Raw genomic sequence first — 21,221 nt, 5'->3', positions numbered from 1 at the left:
ATCATGAATTTATCGATAAGAAATATAAAAATTAAAAGAGCATTTTTTGGTCTTACCATGACGGCCGCCCTACTGGGAACTGGTGCATCGTGCAGCAAGATCGACGATGTTCCTTCTACCCGCTTAGCATCCGAGGAAACCAACTGGAAAACCTTGGAAGATGCAAAAGCCAACTTAATGTCCATTTATGGATTAATGCGTTCGGCAACGGTAGCAGATAATGGTCACTGGTTAATGGGCGATCTTCGGGAAGGTGATTTCACCATCACCAATCGATCTGACCTAAAGGCAGTCGTCAACAATCAACTAAATGCCTCCTACCCTGTTATTGAACGAGTAAGTAACTGGAGACGTTTCTATGCAGGTATCAATGCTGCAAGTTTATTCATTGAACGTTCTAGTGAAATTTTAGAGCTTGATCCCCGTTATACGGAATTGAACAATAAGGTGGATATCGCCCAAGCAAGAATGCTACGAGCATATGCTTACTTCTATATGAGTAGAATATGGGGAGATGTGCCATTGATCACTTCCTCCCACGATGGTGATTTTATCAAAACAGAGCGCACCTCCCAAGATCGTGTTTTAGGTTTTGCGACTTCAGAACTATTGGACGCAGCGCAGGTGGTTCCTTTCCGTTATGGCGGAACTGACCCGATCTATCCTGGCTTGTATTACGGTGGCGGATGGTCTTCTTGGAATGGAAACGTTTGGACGCGTTTATCAGCCTACATCATCTTAGCTCATATTGCTGCTTGGCAAGGAAACTATATCGATGCGGCTACTTATTCAAAATTCGTTTTGGACAACCAATCCACACAATATTATGTTGATGGTGCCAACCCATTGGATTACATCAATATGGATGCTTTAACAGAAAACCAGAACAACTATAGCCCATTTGCCTACAAACGTGCTACGGTAATGGTTGGTTTTCCATTTGAAGCAGGAAATGGTTTATCTACCGCGAATGGGCATATCGAGCAATTGACCTTGGCATCCCCTTTCATTCCGAAATCAAAACCGGAAATGTTCGTCAGCAAGGATAGCATTATCAATATTTTTACCGACCCTAAGGATTTAAGATTCAGTAAGGATTTGGTATCCGGCTACTACCGAACAAACTATTTCTATGGTTTCGATTCAGAACTTCCAATCTTCAATAAGATCAAAGTATTATACCCATCGCAGACTTCAGGAAATGTTACCCTGTTCAGTTCATCCATGGTGTTCAGCCGCATGGAAGAGATTACCCTTTTACGTGCAGAAGCATTAGCTGCTTTGGGTGATATCGACGGCGCCTATACTGCTTTGAATAAAGCATGTAACCTGCGCGGAATCGTTTATTCAACCCAAAACTCACCAGATGTCATCAAAGCGATTTTTGATGAAAGAAGAAAAGAGCTAATGGGTGAAGGCTGGAGATGGTATGATATCATCCGGTACCAACGATTGAAAAGATCGAACGCCCCTTTTGCAGAAAAAGATGGCAAGCAATTAACATTCAAAGAATTTGAAGATGCCGGAGGTATCTATTGGCCGGTTTCACAAGCTGTTATCAATGCCAATTCTTCGATTACACAAAACCCTTATTGGTTATAAATCTAGATTGATGAGTATGAAAACATTATTAGTAAAAACTCCAATAGCGGTATTCCTAGGAATATTATGCTTATGGTTCAGCTCTTGTTCAAAGAGTGACTCACCATATTACGATTATAAAAATGACGTACAATCTTTCAATGGTACAACCTTGGAATACCTGCAAGCCCAACCGGCAGGAACATTTGATTCCCTTTTATTGGTGCTTGACCGTCTTCCTGACCTGAAGGATTCTTTGAACAATAGCCAAGTAACCTTATTCGCCCCAGTGAATCTGAACTTTGCTGCTGCGATGAAATATTTAAACCTTGAACGTCGCCAATTAGGTGAACCTGAACTTTCTTTAAGCACGGTTGATCCGCTACAGTTGGACACCTTAGTTGCCCGATACATTATCCGTGGTGTAAAAACCACAGACGATTATATCCCTGAGTTGGATGGGCTTCTATTGACCTCGATTGCTTACGATTATCCAATGCATGTCCGTTACGTCAAACTAAGTGCTTCAGGATTCGAGAGTGGAGGCGCTAGTGCCGTTGATTTCAGCAATCCTTTCGGATCGAACATCAACAAAGATTGGATCACTACTCGTGCTACAACGGTGAACATTAAAACAACCAATGGAACCATCAATATCCTATCTGCTATCCACAGTTTTGGATTTGGTGAATTTACAGACCGTATGAACCCTATAGAAGATGATGAAGATGAAAACTAGTAAATCAATATTCAAGATTGGCATCGCGCTATGCTTGGGAGTGCTTACTTTTTCATCATGTAAAAAGAACCTTCCAGAAGAGCGTTTGTCGATTGCAAATGACTCCAAATACAATGTAACTGTATTTCAACCGGTGCTCGGAAGAAGTACCCTTTTCAACAATATTTTCCAATACGGAAATTCCAGTAGACCGCTTGATTTCAAGATTGTCAACATGCGAACTTTCGATGGTGAACCAGCTCCCGAACTAACCGAACATTATCCTGTCCTGGTTTGGAAAGGGATCTACAATGGTACTGAAAAGTCCATTGAAGAAATTGAAGCGAAAAGGACCATAGAGAACCATCCCTTATTTGATATCAGACCACATTCTGGCGATTTTATCATGTGGGCATCCGCCAATTCAAACATGATTAAAGCTCAACCAGATTCTGGATACGTGTTTGATGTGGAAATGTCGAACTCAGGTGGCCGAAAATATTTTCAGAATATGCGCTTAATGCCACTGCGAGAACGTCCGTATGAACCTTCCAATTTAGACCCAATCACCGGTCAAGGAACAAGCGTTTCGGTAAATCCCACTTCGGTATTTATGGCCGGTCAACGAGGTCAATATTTCAATACCCGTGATGATGTACAAGTATTGTTCAAGAAAACCGGAAATGGAAATAGCTTAACCATTAAGTTCATCGATTCCCTTTCCAATCCGATCGATCCGAATAATTTCGACGAAACAGATTGGGAAAACCTCGTGCATGGGTTCAACATGAAAAAAGACGATAAGCAAGTGAAATACGATGTGGCTTATCCAATTCCTTTGAGCTCCTACCCGACCAAATACACAACGGTATCAGGAGATCAGGCACATATGGTTTTTAGATATAGTAGAATGGCTTTTGGGAATGTCCTTCAAAAGAACTACCTGACCTTCAACTTTAAAATCTTCGAAAAAGCCGATTGGGAATTGACTTTCTGGTTTAAACGGGACAAGCCAAAATTCGATAATGATTAGTGGTCCTTTACATTCATTTTAAATGATTATTTCAATGAAATATATAAAATACATCATCGTATTACTGCTTTTCACCATGCAGGATGTAGCCTGGGCTCAACAGCGCATCACGGTGACTGGAACAGTATATGACGCATCCTCCGGAAAAAGAGATCCGCTTTCCAGTGTAACCATTCTAAGTAATGGCCTGTCGATCGGATCAACAGATAATAATGGTAAATTCAGTATCAATGTACCGAACAATGCGACCTTGGTATTCAGAACCATTGGTTATGACAGTAAATCGGTAAAGGTGGACAATAAAACTTCCTTAACGGTTGGTCTGACCTCTAGTAGTGAAAAAATTGCCGAAGTAACCGTAACATCGGGTTACCAAACCAAATCGAGAACCTTAAATACTGGTTCTGCAGTTACCATCTCCGGAAAAGACATCCAAGGCCAGCCAGCTGGCGACGTGATGAGCTTATTACAAGGTAAAGTGGCGGGTCTTAATATCCAAAACAATACCGGAGCCCCAGGTTTCCGTGGAAGTGTGACCATCCGTGGTATCTCTAACATCAATGTGACAGGTAATGGTAATAATGCCTTCTTAACACCTACTTCGCCTTTATATGTGATCGATGGGGTTCCTGTAGATGATAATGCCGATTATTCCTATGGTTTCCAACAAGCTGGGCCAGGTGTTTCTCCTGCATCCCAAATTCCACCTGAGGATATCGAAGATATCACCGTATTGAAAGATGCGGCTGCAACTTCCCTTTATGGTTCCAGAGGTGCTTACGGTGTTATCTTGATAACGACCAAACGTGGTAATTCTAAAGTCCCAGTAGTCCGCTATAATGGTTCTGCTTTTATGTCTGCTGTTCCCCAATTAAGATCAGTAATCGGAGGTAAAGAAGAACGTTTAATGCGTATCCGTCAAATTTTGATGAACGATACTTCAGCTATCCACGCCTTAGATTTAGTGAATAACACCCCTTTCCTTTCGGATAGTTTGAATGCGTATTATAACAACTCTACCGACTGGCAATCTTACTTCTATAAACCAACGTACAACCACAACCATAACCTGAATGTATCGGGTGGTGATGTACAGTTCAACTACAAAGTGGTTTTAGGAGCTTATGATGAAAAAGGTATTCAGGAAAACACGGGCTACTCTCGTTACAACCTGAATATGAATATGATCTATAATCCGGTTCAAAAATTCAAGATCGAAGCCTTGCTCAATAATTCCATCCAGAAGCAACGGATGGGAAGTGGTAATGGTCTACTGAATAATGGGGTAGCCACAGGAGGAGCATCTTCTTCCCTATTACCAGCACCATCTTTATATTCATCGGTAAACTCGGTGTTAGGTGCTTTAACCACAGATGATGATAATAAGGTATTGAACACCAACGCAACAGTGAACATTTTCTATGACCTGTTCAGGAATTTTAAAGCAGGTGTTTACAATAGTTATACGACCGTTTCAAGCACCAAGGACAACTTCTCTCCTGCTGCTTTGAATTCAAACCAAGCGAAATATTATACCTATAATGACAGGGCAACTACCTTGTACAACCGTGCGCAATTATCCTACGTGTTCGGCTTCCGGGAAAAACCAGGTGATGAGGAATTAGCACATAACTTCAATTTATTTGCCTTCTCTGAATTAAGGGCATCCTTTTTCAAATCCGACGCGATGTTGAATGACAAGGTGGTGAATGACCAATTGAGAGGTCCATTAACGCTAATGACCAGTTACCTGAGCTCTAAAGGTGGTACCATTGGCTATACCGATCTGAGAACAGTGGCATTCGCGGGAAACTTCTCTTATAACTACAAATCCAAATATGTTTTGGATTTCAATTACCGTGTAGATGGACTTTCCACTAACGGACCAAATGCTGGTTACAAGAAAAACCCATCCATCTCCTTAAAATGGAACTTTGACCGGGAATCATTCCTTGACGCTTGGACCTGGTTAGACTATGGTGACTTCCGTGTATCTTATGGTTCGAACATTTCTCCAAATGGAAATATCTACCAAGCTTACGGTAAGTTATATGCTGGAGGTCGTTACAATAACCAAAACACGGTTATTTCAGATTTAGGAACACTTCCAAACCTTTCCTTAGAACCAACAAAGGCAACAACATACAACTTTGGTATGGACTTCTCCATTTTCCAGAACAGATTATCCGTGATGTTTGATAGTTACTACAAACAAAACGACCATATTTTTAAGGAAAAGCAACTATCATCGTCGAACTCCTTCAATGTCATCGGTTCTACGGAAATCAGTAATGTCAATTACGGTTGGGAATTCCAAGCCACAGCAAGACCATTATCACCATCCAGTCCTTTCAAATGGAACCTTTCTGGAAACTTTGCCATCAATAGGGAGATCTTGGCAAAACTTCCTGATGGTTTGAGGGAATTTATTCAAATTGATAATTCCCTAGGGCAGTCTCTATATTACCGTTTAGGAACGAACTCCCTATCCAACTATTTATTCAATACCAAAGGAGTTTATACTTCCTTGGATCAGATTCCTGTTGATCCAGTAACTGGTTTGCCAGTTCGCGTAGGCGGAAATGGTCTTTTGAATTACTTCAAACCTGGGGATCCGATCTATACGGATTTGGATGGTAACTATATCATTGATAATTATGATCAGGTTATTGCAGGTAACTCGCAACCACAGATTACTGGTGGTTTGATGTCCCTATTGCAGTATAAGCAATGGAGTTTAGAAGTAAATACATCCTTTACTTTAAAACGTGATATCCTAAACAACAGTTTAGCTGCTCAATTTGGGTTGTTTGGAAAACCTACCGAAATGGGCGGTTTAGTTCCGATATCGCAATATAATTTCTGGCAAAACGTGGGTGATGATGCTGTTTATCCAAATCCTTTTGATTTCGTACGTTCGGCAATTTTGAACCCTTTCCGTACGAACCAGACCTTGTTCCAGGAAGATGGATCTTACTTCAAATTGAACTCCGTAAAAGTTTATTATAACGTTCCACAGACGTTGTCACAACGCTACGGTATGAACAGATTAAGTATCAATTTCACGGCTGCGAACCTAGGGTACATCACGCGTTACTCTGGTCCTAACCCGGAAAGTGTATCGGCTTTGGGTAGAGATATGTCTGGAGGTTACCCACTTCCAAAACAGTTTACCCTTGGATTAAATGTTGAATTCTAATTTGAATGAAGATGAAAATGAAAAAATTAAAATATATCCTCGTATTGGGCGCATTGATGACAGGTTTTCAAAGTTGTGATAACTTCTTAAATGTGACACCTATCGATGCTCTTTCCGGAAATAACTTCTGGAAAACCAAAGCAGATGTAGAAGGTTATATGGGAGGAATTTATACCCGTTTAAAATCAAAGCTTGGTAATAGCATGCTGATTCCAGCCTTGGATCTTCGTGGTAATTTTGTAAAGATTGTCAACAATTTGGATAATAATGGAAATGGACCAATAAATAACCTCATATCCAACAATTTAAAACCAGTTATGTCTGGTACAACCACTTATGATAACCGTTTGAAGGACATCATGAACTGGAAAGGTTGGTATGATGTGATCGCTGCAAGTAATATCTTGATTTACGAGATTGATAAAGTTCCTGCCAATCAGCTGTCGGAGACCGATCGCAAGCAATATATCGCAGAAGCTACTTTTACGAGAAACTTAAGTTATTTATTTATTTGTAAGCTTTTTGGCGATGCGATCTATTACACCGAAGCTTATCATAGTTTATCCTTACCTAGAAGACCGCAATTAGAAGTGTTAAAACTGGCTATTGCAGACATGGAGTCGGTAAAAAATGACTTGCCTGTAACTTATGCCGACAACTCCAAAGCAGGATTTAGACCTAACCGTGGAGCGGCTATTGCACTTCTCATGCATCTGAATATGTGGGCAGCGGCTTGGGAAGAGAACAATAAGGTTCCTTATTATGAGGCAATTGTAGAATTAGGAGAAGAAATTTCTTCCCATACCCAGTATCACCTTTTGCCTATTACCATCGATAATACGAAAAGTATTTTCAAAGGGAAGACGGCAGAGAATCTGTTTGGGATATTGCAGGAATACAATTACGGCGAGAGCTTTGTTGATTTTGCAAACCCTTCCTTCTTCTTCTCTCATTATCCTTTTAGAGGATCGACAACCAAAACAACCAGTCACATAACCTACGAAAAGGAATACATAGAGAAACTCTTTCCGGCTACGGAGTCGGATGAGCGTAGAACAGTTTGGTTTGAGAACATGAGCAGTGATAATGGAAATTTCCAGTTGAAGAAATTCATTAACGTATATTCCACAGGAAGTGGTTCTAACCTAACCGTTAAGAATGACGATAGCGCCATTGTTTTCAGACTTCCTGATGCACTATTATTAGCAGCAGAAGCCGCGGCGGAATTGGGAAATGATGCAATAGCTCAAGGCTATGTTAATCAAGTTAGAGCAGCAGCTGGTGCTCAGGCATTTACTACCACTGGAAACGCGCTGAAAGATGATATTTACAAGGAGAGAAAGCGGGAGCTGATCGGTGAAGGTCATTTCTATTTTGATCTAGTTCGTACGAAACGAGTGGTAAATACAGAATATTCCAATGCGGTAATGAGTGTTGGAAACTTTAATGCAGGTGCTTGGACATGGCCATTGATCATCTCAGATGCAGAAAAAGTGGCAAACCCAAGTTTAATCGGTAATATCTTTTGGAACTAATCTTATGAAAAATCAGAAACATATCGTTTGGAAATTAGCAGTGGTGATGCTCATATGTTTTACCGGCTGTAAAAAATATTACTTTGACTCCGGAATCCATGACCCTAAATTCAATGGTTCATCCATTAAGTATTTAGAATCCAAGTTGGATTTCTTCGATTCCACCTTAATGGTGATCGACCTGGCTGGGATGAAAAATGTCATCGAAAATGAAGAGGTAACTTTCTTTGCCCCTCCGAGTGGTTGTATTACCAGAGCCGTATTGGAATTGAATAGACAATTACAGTTCAATGGAAAAGATACGGTTAAGGAATTGAGCCAAATCAAACCTCAGGTGTGGAAGAATATGTTATCAAACTACATCTTCAAAGGCAAGAATTTGTTGAAGGATTATCCTCAGCGCGATACGGTATCCTACTTAGCCTATCCTGGACAAAACTATACCAGTTATGGTGGTCGCATCATGAATATCGGTGTCATCTTTAATGATGCGGGTGGTGTACAATATGCCGGATATCGTCAATTATTCTTGGCTTATATACCGGATCTATCAAACCCAATGGTATCCTTGCGAAATATTCCCATTGCTACCTCAGATATTCAAACCAATAACGGTGTGATCCATGTGTTGAATAGAACAAAACATACATTTGGTTTCTTTTCCAACACGTTTATTGATCAAGCCATTTCGGCAGGGATTGATCCCTTAACACCCTAATCGAGTATTAACATAAATGAAAAAATCAATGTTAACTAGAAAAAACTTAAAAACTGGCCTCTTTGCGGTCTCCATGGTTTTCATGTTGGGGAGTTTCCAAGCATGCACCAAGAAGACGGAACTTGCAGAAGATCCCTATGCAGGAGGTAAACAAGTACTAGATATCAATTTCGTATCCAAATCATCAGAATTAGGTATAGTTGCCGCAGGATCGGTCATGGAGCTGCAGGTAAATGGCTTGATGAAGTACAAGGATAATTTTAAATTATACGTCAATGAGATAGAAGCCAATGTTATAGACTTCACAGATACATCCATTCGTTTCGAAATCCCTGTTACCGCGAGTACAGGTAGCGTTTGGATCACAGCCAATGAACAGACATTCTTTGGTCCAGTGATCCGAGTGGGTGGCAAGGTCTCTGTGGATAACACCTTTAAGGTGGTCAATGGTGCAGGTTATCTTTCTGGTGGTGTAGGAACTATTTTTGATATCGAACAGTTACCTTCCGGACGCTTCTGGGTTGGTGGTTCCTTCAATACCTTCGAATTAAAAGGAACGGAAGCCGTTCCAAATGGAGGTATCGCACAGTTGGATCCCGATGGTGGATATATCACCAATGATATCAACTTTGGATTTGGGGCTTGGGGAAGTGGTGGAACTATTTATTCCATCAGTCGTATCAGTGCTGGACCGCAGAGTGGAAAATTCATTATTGGAGGTAGTTTCAATGCCTATAATTCCAAACGTAATAATAGACAGACCATTGGAAATGTAACCCGCTTAAATGCGAATGGCACATTGGATACCATGATGTCATCTCAACGCGATGCCGCAGGTAACTCGTTGGTTCCTATCGTAAATCCAAAACCGGAGGTAAAATGGAAAGACCAGGACACCGTTCCTTCCTTTAATGCGAGTGTAGATGGTGCGGTTAGAAAAACCTTTGCCTTTGGGGAGAAAGTGTACATCATTGGGAATTTCCAAATCTTCCGCCGTGCCTACTATCCTAACTCTACTTGGGACGAGAAGGTCTATGATGCTACCCGCATGCGTCAAATGGTTAGGGTAAATGCAGATGGTTCATTAGATTCCACTTTCCATTATATCAAAGCGACCAATCAGAGTGGCTTAGGCGGTGATGGAGCCATTATGGATGCGACGATGCAAGCCGATGGCAAACTGGTAATCGTTGGTGGTTTTCAGAACTTTAACGGCACCCCTGCTAAACGCATTGCCCGCTTAAACCTTGATGGATCCGTAGATAACAGTTTCCATACGGGTTCTGGCGCAGATGGTGATATTTATGCGATCAGGTACAACGCCACAACACAACAATATGTTGTTAGTGGAACATTTACGCATTACAATGGAAAAGCTTTACCGGGTGTAGCCTTATTAAATGCAGATGGATCGTTAGTGGATTCGTTCAACCCTCAACCGATAACAGGTGGGTCGGTTACTTATTCCGGTCAATTGAACAATGGGAAGATTCTAGTTACCGGAAATTTCACGAAATATGGCGAATATGTTCGTCAAGGATTTATGATCCTGGAAGCCGATGGTACCCTTAAACCGGAATACAATAACTCTGGGGGTTTCCAAGGCCGGGTATATGATATGATTGAAACACCTTTTGCCGGTGGAACAAAAGTGATTTTGGTGGGTAATATCCTTCGCTTCAATGCAACCATACCAAAAGGCTTAGTTAGAATTACTATTGCAAACTAACCACATTTAATTATTTAGACATGAAAAAGAATAGAAATATCTGGAGAAGGGTTAAAGTGTTTAGTGCATTAACCATACTGCTCGGATCGGTAGGTATATCCAGTTGTAATAAAGAATTTGCGAATAAGCTTCCGGAGCCTTATGAGAATGATACCTTGAATATAAACGATGGTTCCAAACGTGTACTTTACATCATTTTGGATGGTATAAAAGGAAATGTGGTGGAATCCATTGCACCTGAGACCCTAACCCTATTGACCGATAGATCCATCTTTACGTACGATGGATTAGCTGATGACCATAGGAACCAAATCTCGTTTCCTACCGCGTGGACCAATATGATGACCGGTTTGGATTATACGGTAAGTGGCGTTACTGGTAGTGACTTTTCAGGATTTAACAACGAAACATCACCTTCCATTTTTACGCGGGTAAAATCAGAGAAGAAAAATGTACAAACTGCCTCATTTAGTACTTCGGCAGCTTTTACTGATCATTTAGCAATTGATGCAACAAAGAAACAAACTTTTGCAAATGATGTGGAGGTAAAGAATGCGACTATTCAGGAACTTTCTTCGGGAACTTCATCCTTAGTAGTTGCCCACCTGCATGCTGCCGAATTAGCGGCGAATAATGATTACACGGTAGAAAACGAAGCGTATGTAAGTGCTATTCATACCATTGATCAACAGATCAAAGAAATCATGAATGCATTGGTAAACCGCTCAACTTTTGCCAAAGAAAACTGGTTAGTGGTGGTTTCTTCCAGTAAAGGTGGCGGTGTTTCCGGCGGTGCTTCAGGATCAAATATTTTTGACGATCCATCCAGAAATGCCTACATCGCTTTCTATAACCCAAAATTCAATCCTCAAGAATTCAGTAAACCGGATGTATCTGCTCTTCCATATGTTGGTACAACACCAAAATACGTAGGAGCAAACAACAATGCCACCATGGATGATCCAAATGTTGGAAATTTTGGATCTGACCAAAATGCTACGATACGATTCAATATCCGTTGGGATTATGGTGGTACTTATTACCCAAGTTTCTTAACCAAAAGGGCAGCATTCAACCCTGGTGTGGTTGGTTGGACATTTTTCAATGAAGGACCGACCTTTGGATTGAATTTCAGTCAGACTGGACAAGGAAATACACAACGATTACATACCAGAGCTATTGCGGATGGAAAATGGCATAATATCACCGCTGTATTCTATAAAGAAGGGAATACAAGATATGTGAAAGTTTTCTGTGATGGCATTCCTGCCCCAGCTGGACCATTGAACATTACCAATGTTGGTAACATCAATACGACCAGTCCATTAAGATTAGGCTCTATAGGGGATGCAAATGTGAATTGTATGATCAATGATTTGGCGATCTATAATGTAGCCCTTCCAGATGCTGAAGTGATAGCAAAAAGCCGCGTAACGCCATTAACAGCAGAAAATGATCCCTATCATGATAATTTAGTTGGTTATTGGCCAGCAAATGAAGTGACTACAGATAATAAGCTGTATGATATTACGGGCAAATCTGCACCATTCTCTTTAAAAGGATCGATCAACTGGACATCATTCGCAGATATCTCTCCGAATATTTCACCTGCCATTTCTCCTGCCGCATTCCGTGCAGTACCGAATACTGTAGATATTCCAACTATGATCTATTCTTGGATGAATATCACCGTTCCTCAGCAATGGGGTTTAATGGGCAAATATTATGTACCTAGTATTAATTTACCAAGAGACTAATTGAACATGAAGAAGCAAAAATTATTTTACAGCCTTTTATTATTCGCAGGTTTGTTGGGTGCCAGCTCTTGTGAAAAATATGGATATAATGTACCTGATGGCTATCCGGACTATACGGATCGTCCAGGAGGGGATTTAGATACCAACCTTAAACAGATCGACAAATCCATGTATGCCAAAGCTAGGGTATTCCCTGGTTTGGTGGACCAATCGGAACCCCGTGTTCAGAATGCAAAATTCACCTTGGATCTCAACTTTACCAAACAAACTGCGCAAAACCTGCGTATCAATGTTGCTCCAGAACCTCAGTTTAGTACGGGCTACTATGCTGCTCCAGGTGAATTGGTTAGGATCGTTGTTCCTGAAGGAATCGAGGGGCTAACCGTACAGATCGGTGGCCATACGGATAACCTTAATGGAAAGTATCCCCTATTACGTGATCCATTGATCTATAATCGCCAGCGTATCTATGCTGGGGTCAACTATGTAAGGAACCTGTACGGTGGAACAATTTATATCCGTGCGGATCGCGCCTATGAGAATCCAGTAGAATTTACGATAACCAATGCCGTAAAATCTCCAGATTTTGTATTGGGTGTGAGCAATGATGCGGCTTGGGTAGCCGAAGTGAAAGCTTCCAAAGTACCTTGGTTGGAACTAAGGACCAAACGGGTGGTATTCTTGATTCCTAGAGACCGCGTGATCAAAACATTCTCCTCGAATGAACCATTCATCAATCCTACGGCCGTGTTGACCAAATGGAACGAGGTTTTCGAATATGATTATAATGGTTGGATGGGTTTATCGGATGATGCCGAAAATGAAAAAGACCGCAGCCCACAAGGACAATGGCGTGGCGTTTTGGATATCCAATTGTCCGTTGGATATGGCCATAGTGGATTCCCATTCGTCGGATTGAATGACTCGGAATGGTTTGGAGCAATGACCAGTTTGAATTCCATTACTACAAGTAATGGCATGTGGGGGTCATACCACGAATTTGGCCATAACTGTCAGCAACCAAGTATCTGGTCTTGGAGTACTTTGGGCGAAACCACCAATAACCTGTTCAATTTTAAAGTAGCAAACCGAATTGGTGCAGATTATTCGGTCATGCATCCTGCTGTGAACTCAGGATTTCCACAGGCGATTGCGTATGCGAAACAAACGGGTGCTGCCAAGAATTTTGATACCGATGCGGCTATGAATGATCCGTTCAAACGAATGACCCCATTTGTTCAGATCTTTGAGAAATTTGGTTATGATGCCATGACGCATTTGTATACGGAGGCAAGACATGCCATCAGAACAAATCCTAGTGATATCACCAAACATAACTGGGTGTATGAGAAATTATCTGATTTTACAAAAACAGATCTTTCTCCTTTCTTCGATGCTTGGGGTATCACTTATAGCGATGCAGTTTCCGTAACGGTATCCAAGAAATATCCACTATTGAAAAAAGCGATCTGGGAATATAACCCATTGACAAAGACTGGTGGTGATAATGATATCGTTTACCGCACTTCTGTGGTATCGGCTAGTTCTCCTGCTCAGGAAGGTTCCTTGGCGAATTTGGTAGATGGTGATCCAAACACTTTTTACCATGCGAAGTACTCCTCACCTACCGCAGCAGAATCCTATCCACATACTATTATCTTGAATGCAGGAGCGAATATTCCGATTAAAGGAATTTATTCCTATGCTAGACCGGGAGGAAACCGTGTTGGAGATGGTAAGGATTTCGAAGTTTATTATAGCCGAAACAATGTAGATTATGAATTAGCAGGAACCGGAACAATGCCAAACAACAACAGTAGATTTGAATACATCTTCCCTAATGGTCCTGTGAATGCGAAATACTTCAAAATCATTATCAAGAATGGCTATGGCGGTTCTGGTGTGCCTTATGTAGTATTCGGAGAATTGAATTTACTTAAACCTTAATTAGACGATGAAATTATATAACAAAATACTTTCCATGCTTTGCATACTGTCAGCAATGACAGTTGCAAGCTGTACAAAATACGACAACCCTCCTCCTGTGTTTGAGGAGCTAAAAGACCTTACTACCAACCAAAGGAAAGTGATGGTCATCAGTATTGATGGTTTGGGCGGAACCTCCTTAGAGAAAATTGCTCCGCCGCAGATTATGGCCTTACAGAAAAACTCAAAGTTTGCCTATAACACCCTGAAAACAGAAACCGGAGCAGCGGGCTGGGCATCCATGTTGACAGGTACGGGTTATGCAAAGCATAAGATTTCTAATGATGATTTTGAAGCTGACCAAAACGATGATAACCATCAACATGAAAATATCACTTCCTATCGTAATGTTCTGGATTATGTAACGCAATATCGATCCGTGAAAACGGCGATCGTTACGCCTTGGGAAGACTTGAGAAATTTTGTGAAAATTGCAGATTTTGCCCCTGTGGTAAGCAATGACGTACAGGTAAAGGATAGTACGTTGAATATCCTTAATCAATCCCGCGCTTTGGGAACCATCATTGTGAATTTTAAGGATGTGGAAAAAGCGGGTGAAAATGGCGGATTTAACGAGGGGAATGCAAATTTCAAGAATGCGGTCCTAAAAACAGATGAATATGTTGGGAATATTGTAAACGCCATAAAAGGACGTGAGAATTATGAAAAAGAAGACTGGTTGATCATTATTACCACCAACCATGGTGGTGGAGCAGATGAAACCGATTTCGGATTTACCATGGCTTACAATCCTGCCTTCCAGGAATTCAAATTACAAAAATCAGGATTTAATCCGGTTAGATTTGATAATAAGACAGGTAGAGCAACGTTTCATGATGAGACTGGAAGGTTTGATGTAGGGGAAAATAAAAGTTTCACCGTGCAGATGGATGTGAAATTCAATAATGTACCAGGTGGATATTCCAGTTTCTTCGGAAAAAGTACAAACTTGAGTGGACAGAATATTACGGGTTGGCAATGGGCCCATTATCCAGGTGGAAAATGGGTGGTAACTGTCGGCGGAACGTTGAACGGCGGTAGTGGAAAGCAGGAAGTTTCTTCGGAAGAAGCACCTGGAACCGGTGTATGGAGAAACCTGATCATGACCGTGGAATATGTAAACTCATCTACAAGGACATTAAGTATGTACATGGATGGGAAATTTCAGAAATCCATCAATATTTCTGCGCGTAAGAGCTTGAATATTGGTGAGGATTTAAGGGTCGGACACCGTGCTGGGGATAATGATGTTGCAGGTTCTTTTTCACCGGCGAACTTGGTTTATTATAACACGGCATTGAGCGCAAGTACTATTACGAATAATTATGGCCTGAAGGATTTGACCAAGCACCCTAACTATGCGGATATCATTGGTTATTGGCCAATGGATGAAGGAACTGGGGGTATGTATTTTGGAGGGTATCCAGGCACGCCTAACATGTCCTTATCCGGAAGTTATGTTTGGTTGAATATGGGAGATAGCTACCCTTCGGCCTCTACTGTTATGCCAGTTACTTCTTCGCTATCCATCCCAACGAATGCTACGGATATTGCAGCATTGACGCTTTACTGGATGAATATTGAGATCCTTGCCGATTTCGGAATGGATGGAAACCCATATCTGGAGAACTTTGAAATTGAGTTCTTGAAAGATTAATTCCTTTGATGAAATTATAAATTTCATATATTAGCTGTGGCCTCCTTGGATTTATCCAAGGGGGCTTTTTTTGTTAAAGGGAGTTTTTCTTGGGGGGTGGAGTGAAACCGTCATTGAGAGGGTTTGTCCCTTCATTGAGAGGGTTTGACCCGTCATTGCGAAGGGTTTGTCCCGGCATTGCGAAGGTCTGTCCCGGCATTGCGAGGAGGCACGACGAAGCAATCTTTCTCATTGTTTTCTCCTTGTTTTCTCATTGTTCATTTGTGAGGGCCCTCTTTGTCATCCTGAGAATTAAAAATTTGAATTAAATTTATCGGAAGGTGATGACATTTAGTAACTTAGTTCATTGACCATTCTGCAGTTTGACCGGACTATCGTATAGTGCATCTTGCCTGTCCCTGAGCTTTCTCCCTGATTGGATATTATTGGTTTGTTCTTCGGACGATGTGAAAATCAGGTAGTCATTGACATCCTTTATATTGCAATTCTTTTTCTGCAATTCCTCCATTCCGTTTTTAAGGACGTGTGTTTTTTCGAAGTGACTTCGTAAAGTATTGTAAGATTTTACACCGCTGCCATCTATGTCCAGATAACTTGTTATACCGTTATGTTGTTGTAAGAATGGAAATGATTTTTCCAGATTTGCCGTAGTATTCAGGATGCAGTAATTAGCATTTAAATAAGGCTTACCAGCATTCTTTTTTAAAGTCATATAGGAAAGCCAGTCGGTAAAGCCCTCAAGCAGTACAACCTCCTTATAGCCGTTATTTATCGAAGTAATGTCCTTGGTCAATAAAGAACGTTTGTCATAGCTGTTTCGCAATTCAAATCCACCAGAATCATTCTTAAAACATATAGCAAAGAATGTCTGTCCTTTTGCCGTCCGATAATAGATTTCCTGGCAGTAAGCTTTGGCAATTTCAATATCTATTTTTCGTGAATCGGTCAGATAGTCGGTTAATGCTTTGTTCTCAAGTAGTTTTACAGAAAGTATGGTGTAACCACGTTCATTTTCATATAGCATTGCTGGCGCTTTGTCTAATATGGTCAGCTGGTGAAAAGAAAGGACATTTTTTCTTTCATCAGCCCAATCCAGTACAATAGATAGATTGTCTGTTTCCAGAAACTTCAACAAAAAATCAATGTTGTTACCTCCGAAGCCTTCTGAATGTGAATACCAAATGTTTCTATGGATATCGACTTTTGTCGAAGCCGTTTTTTCTTTCCCGCCATTGAATGGATTTCTAAACCATGCTTCACGACTGTTCATTCTGGCACATGGAATCCGAAGATAATCTAATATTGATATGAGCGGTATACGCTTTAATTCAGTGCATGTCATAATCATAATTTTAAATAGGTTTAGTTTAGTCTATTACTATATAGGGGCAGACTAAACTAAACCTGTTTTTTAATAGTAAAATTCAGGGTTGAACCGATAGGTTTTATCAGTCTTGATGATCATCCGTTTGTTCTCCAAAAAGGTCTTTAGCTGTTTCGATTTATTAATTCCAAAATTGAAACCTTTTGCCAAATAAACGTCCTTTAGTCTTGCGACAAAATCATCATAAGTACAGGTAATTTCTGAATCATTAAACAATTCCTGCAATACCTCTCGATGGTTCTCTTCTGATAATTCCTGATAGCTGAAACCTTTTTTAGCTTTCGGACTTGTTAAGTCGAAATTTTCGTCAAGTACAGGTATACCATCGTCAATAAAGAAGCTGAATGGTTCAAATTCGACATCTCTGATGAATTTTGGTGCCACGGTGCTGTAGTTGGCATCCAGATCACTTTTAGTTATTTGGAGAATGGATTCGGCTTTGTTGTTCAATTCTGTTCCTAAGTGCCCCCGAGTATTATCATCTCCTTTGTTTAAGTGTAGTACAGTATGAATATGGATATTGAGTTCCTGCGACCACTTCATAAGTTTGTTCGTGATTTCAGTCGCTTCGGTAGCGTTATTAATATCGTAAACCAAATCCCTGATTCCATCTATGATGACCAGTCCGATCCTGTCTGCATATTTGAAAAGTGCATATTCAATGATATTGATACGTTCCTTAGTGGGGTATTCTCTTAAAGAGATAAACTTTAAATTATCGTGGACTTCTGAAGTTGGATAATCAATGAGCTTGTATATTCTGGAAAGTAATCTATGGCAATGAAACTTACTCTGTTCCGTGTCACAATAAAGTATCACTGGACGGGTTGGAGGAACTTTAACCTTATATTGTAATACTTGTTTACCACTCAATGCAGAAGCGACCATTGAGATCACGTTGAATGTCTTCCTGCTCTTCGCCTTTCCCGTGGATGCGCTGAAATTCCCAAGGGTTCCGATAACGGAATCCGAATTGCTGATCGTTATCATTATAGGAGGTTCTTTAAATTCATCTGTTATTTTAACTGTAGACTTTTTAAGAGCTTCGACAATATTCTGATTAAATGGAATCATATGAACCTCCTTTTCTTTTGATTGGTATACTCCTTAAACAATTTTAAAGCAAGCCGAGTATCAACAATAATTGTCCTTTGATCTTGTTGAATCGCACCAGTGATTACACCACTGTTTTTTATTTTCTGTGCTTTCGATTTGCTACAATTAAACAATTGCATGATACCCGAAATACCGTATACGAATTCAGGTAATGTGCTTGTAGCTTCTTCTTTAGGTATTTCTGCGATTGCTTCTCGTTGAATAGCAAGTAATTCCTCACCAGTCATCATAGCGACTGGCTTTGATAGTAATTCACGAATGTTCATGTTCTTATTAATTGAAATTAAACAATAGCCGTGCGCATCGGCATTTAATGTTCGAACATGAGCTAAGGTATGAGGTTAATATCGTGGTAAATATGTGGTAGAATAAAATATAACTATAATTATTCAATTTATTATCAGTCAGTTATACAATTGCAGGTGATTTTCTTTGTGGTTCGATTGTAACCTAAATCTTTAAAAGTATTCATAAACTCATTTAAGCGGATTGTTAAATGTTTGAATGGTTGAATAAGTCTTCTAAACGTTTATATAGCTTCTTCCATTTTCTACTACTTTGGATTTGTCGATAGTGTGCTTTATACGATGATAGTTTGATTTTTTGCATATTATGGATTTTTTCTAACCACTTATTTCTGGCACTGTCATCAAGACGTTTGGAAAAAGAATCTACAAGAAAGTACAATATAAAATCTGGTGAAATTTTTAGATTGTTTTCTTTATTCAGGTTGATTACTGTGTGAAAAGTTTGAGCATCTACTTCGATAACCTTATTCTCTATTAAAGCTTCATATACAGCTCCTACCAAAGACATTGGAAAATATTCATAATATTCGTCGTTTTGGAAATTTTCTCTGTATATATCAAAGAGTGGCTTTATCCTCACTTTCAACACATTAGTCACCTCTTCAAGGATAGATTTTGTTAATTGAAAATCATTCTCGAAAAATTGTTGTAATTCAAGGATTTTGGCTTCGTAATCCTGTAATTTAGATTGAAAGATTGGTTCAATCCGGTCAATTTCCAATTCGGTCCTTCTCCTACGGGAATCATCACCTCCGTAGAAACAACTATCCAACGATCTTTCAAGTGCTTCTTTTTCCTTTCTAACTTCTGTAAATTTCTTTGTATATTCTTTGACTTCAAGTTCAAAAATTTCATATTCCCGACGAAATGCTTCTATGGATGAATTGGCTTCAATCTCAAAATTTCTGGTATTAACCAGTCCAGCTAATCCATTATAAACGGCATCAAAATTTCTGGTTAGTCCAAAGATTTTTTCACGACTAGAATTGAAAAAAAGATAATTTATAACTTCTTCAACAGATGGGGAATCCAAACGCTCTAATAAAGTTCGCTTTATTTCGGCTAACTTATTCCAGTCACAATACTGATTACTTATCTGTTGATGTAGAACCTCCTCATACCGACGTAATAATGTTAGAAAAGATATTAACTCTTTTTCTTCTTTTTGCATAATCCTTACATTTTATTAAACATTTCCATAGCTTCGCTACGCATTTCGTCCACGGTATCGATATAGGGTTGCATAGATTTATAATCTGAGTGTCCAGTCCATTTCATCATTAATATGGACAGGTATTCCAAGAAACAAACCGTTGCATATAAAAGAACGTCTTCCAATGTGAGAAGTTAATAACATGTACTTCGTGACAACCTCTTCTATACGCTTGTTCCCCTTATAATAGGTTGTTATAAGCGATTCATCAAGTCCAACTAATTCGCCAAGTTCCTTTAGGTATTCATTATATTTCTGATTAGAAATCACCGGTAGAGCCTTGTTGTTCGGAAATCTTTCGTCCTTATATTTATTTAAAATTGCTTTTGTGTGGTTATTAAGGTCGATGATGAGTTTATCATCTGTTTTGATCGTCACTATTTCTATATACCTCTCTTTCACGGCATCTTTTGTTAATGCATATACATCTGAGTGTCTCAATCCTGAATAACAAGTGAAAATCAGTATATCACGAACACGGTGTAAGTATGATTTTTCTTTCGGAATATCGAAAGCCTTAATATGATCAATCTCTTGCCCTGTAAGAAAAACGACTTTTTTTTCTATTTTCTTAATTTTCGGACGGTACGATAGGAATGCTGAATTCGTTACTATTCCCTTTCTATTTCCCCAACGAAGAAACCATTTTAAGAACTTTAAATGTTTTTCAAGTGTTGAGTTTTTAAATCCTCGGCGCTTCAAAAGGAAATCCATATACTTATCAAGCGTGGCATTATCAAAATCGTTAATGCCGATGTTTGGTTTAAACTCTTGGAGATGATTTCTGACCGTTCTGAGTTTCTTTAGTGTTCCTTCAGTCCAATTGTTAAGTTTACGATTCTCTTGAATAAATTGGTCATAGTAATCGAAGAATTTACTTTGTGCTGGTGCTTTCGAAGAAGTTTCATTTTTTGGTTTTATCTTATCATTTATCTCATTCCGCAATGTCGGTTTTGAAGGAACTGCCCCTGCGATCTCATAACTTTTGAAGATATCCTGAATGATGCTTTCAATCTTTAGGAGTGATGTATTTATTTCACTTGCAGACTGTTTAATTTTATTTGTTTTACCATTTTTTACACGTTGCTTTTTATCATCCCATTTAGAAATGTCAACCCGAAAACCACTGGATAAATCCAGTCTGTCCCCATCATAGTTGATTCGGACTCTGATAGGAACATTTTCTATGATCTCTATACCATCCTTTTTACGCTTTTCAAGTGAGAAAATAATATTTCTTTTGATGTTCATTTTTGGGTGTAAGTAAAATATGTACACCCAAATTTA

At 39.7% G+C, this 21,221-nt stretch carries 15 protein-coding genes; 10 read left to right on the top strand and 5 right to left on the bottom strand.

The annotated features are described in order from the left end of the window. Positions 1-3 precede the first annotated feature (3 nt). The 10 genes from G5B32_RS10285 to G5B32_RS10240 are packed head-to-tail and all read left to right on the top strand — an operon-like array spanning position 4 to position 15,913. Positions 4-1,602: a RagB/SusD family nutrient uptake outer membrane protein gene (locus tag G5B32_RS10285; RefSeq protein WP_099366013.1), complete on the top strand. Its 1,599-nt coding sequence runs from the start codon at positions 4-6 to the stop codon at positions 1,600-1,602. 16 nt (positions 1,603-1,618) lie between these two features. Further along, entirely contained in the window at positions 1,619-2,320 is a 702-nt protein-coding gene (locus tag G5B32_RS10280) for a fasciclin domain-containing protein (RefSeq protein ID WP_165291456.1), read from the top strand. Continuing rightward, a complete protein-coding gene (locus G5B32_RS10275) occupies positions 2,301-3,332 on the top strand; it encodes a DUF5007 domain-containing protein (RefSeq protein ID WP_134777547.1) in 1,032 nt (343 codons plus the stop codon). Before G5B32_RS10280 ends, G5B32_RS10275 begins: the two co-directional genes overlap by 20 nt. Before the next feature lie 34 nt (positions 3,333-3,366). Beyond that, positions 3,367-6,531, top strand: coding sequence for a SusC/RagA family TonB-linked outer membrane protein (locus G5B32_RS10270; protein ID WP_099366010.1), 3,165 nt, complete (start codon positions 3,367-3,369; stop codon positions 6,529-6,531). Positions 6,532-6,548: 17 nt separating this feature from the next. Next, entirely contained in the window at positions 6,549-8,066 is a 1,518-nt protein-coding gene (locus tag G5B32_RS10265; protein WP_165291455.1) for a RagB/SusD family nutrient uptake outer membrane protein, read from the top strand. 4 nt (positions 8,067-8,070) lie between these two features. Continuing rightward, positions 8,071-8,784 carry a fasciclin domain-containing protein gene (locus G5B32_RS10260; RefSeq protein WP_165291454.1) on the top strand — a complete coding sequence of 238 codons (714 nt, stop codon included), beginning with the start codon at positions 8,071-8,073 and terminating at the stop codon, positions 8,782-8,784. Between the two features lie 28 nt (positions 8,785-8,812). After that, on the top strand, positions 8,813-10,513 hold the full coding sequence (locus tag G5B32_RS10255) for a DUF5008 domain-containing protein (protein WP_165291453.1): 1,701 nt from the start codon (positions 8,813-8,815) through the stop codon (positions 10,511-10,513). Positions 10,514-10,533: 20 nt separating this feature from the next. After that, complete coding sequence (locus G5B32_RS10250) at positions 10,534-12,270, top strand: LamG-like jellyroll fold domain-containing protein (protein WP_165291452.1); 1,737 nt, start codon at positions 10,534-10,536, stop codon at positions 12,268-12,270. A gap of 6 nt (positions 12,271-12,276) precedes the next feature. Beyond that, positions 12,277-14,217, top strand: coding sequence for a M60 family metallopeptidase (locus G5B32_RS10245; protein ID WP_165291451.1), 1,941 nt, complete (start codon positions 12,277-12,279; stop codon positions 14,215-14,217). 7 nt (positions 14,218-14,224) lie between these two features. Next, the gene (locus tag G5B32_RS10240) at positions 14,225-15,913 is read left to right on the top strand and encodes an alkaline phosphatase family protein (RefSeq protein WP_165291450.1); all 1,689 of its coding nucleotides are present in this window, start codon (positions 14,225-14,227) and stop codon (positions 15,911-15,913) included. Between the two features lie 343 nt (positions 15,914-16,256). On the opposite strand, the gene G5B32_RS10235 is transcribed toward G5B32_RS10240, so the two are convergent. The 5 genes from G5B32_RS10235 to G5B32_RS10215 all read right to left on the bottom strand — a co-directional run bounded on the left by G5B32_RS10235 (position 16,257) and on the right by G5B32_RS10215 (position 21,185). After that, the gene (locus G5B32_RS10235) at positions 16,257-17,183 is read right to left on the bottom strand and encodes a toprim domain-containing protein (protein ID WP_165291449.1); all 927 of its coding nucleotides are present in this window, start codon (positions 17,181-17,183) and stop codon (positions 16,257-16,259) included. Between the two features lie 141 nt (positions 17,184-17,324). Beyond that, a complete protein-coding gene (locus tag G5B32_RS10230) occupies positions 17,325-18,371 on the bottom strand; it encodes an AAA family ATPase (RefSeq protein ID WP_165291448.1) in 1,047 nt (348 codons plus the stop codon). After that, positions 18,368-18,679, bottom strand: a complete 312-nt coding sequence (locus G5B32_RS10225) for a DUF3853 family protein (protein WP_165291447.1) — start codon at positions 18,677-18,679, stop codon at positions 18,368-18,370. Before G5B32_RS10225 ends, G5B32_RS10230 begins: the two co-directional genes overlap by 4 nt. A gap of 226 nt (positions 18,680-18,905) precedes the next feature. Further along, positions 18,906-19,892: a hypothetical protein gene (locus G5B32_RS10220; RefSeq protein ID WP_165291446.1), complete on the bottom strand. Its 987-nt coding sequence runs from the start codon at positions 19,890-19,892 to the stop codon at positions 18,906-18,908. A 78-nt stretch (positions 19,893-19,970) separates the two neighbouring features. Next, positions 19,971-21,185, bottom strand: a complete 1,215-nt coding sequence (locus tag G5B32_RS10215) for a phage integrase SAM-like domain-containing protein (RefSeq protein ID WP_240899049.1) — start codon at positions 21,183-21,185, stop codon at positions 19,971-19,973. Positions 21,186-21,221 lie beyond the last annotated feature (36 nt).

Origin of the sequence: Sphingobacterium sp. SGL-16, assembly GCF_011043515.1 — a bacterium.
Taxonomy (GTDB): Bacteria; Bacteroidota; Bacteroidia; order Sphingobacteriales; family Sphingobacteriaceae; genus Sphingobacterium; species Sphingobacterium litopenaei.
This window is presented reverse-complemented; position numbering and strand designations above follow the sequence as displayed.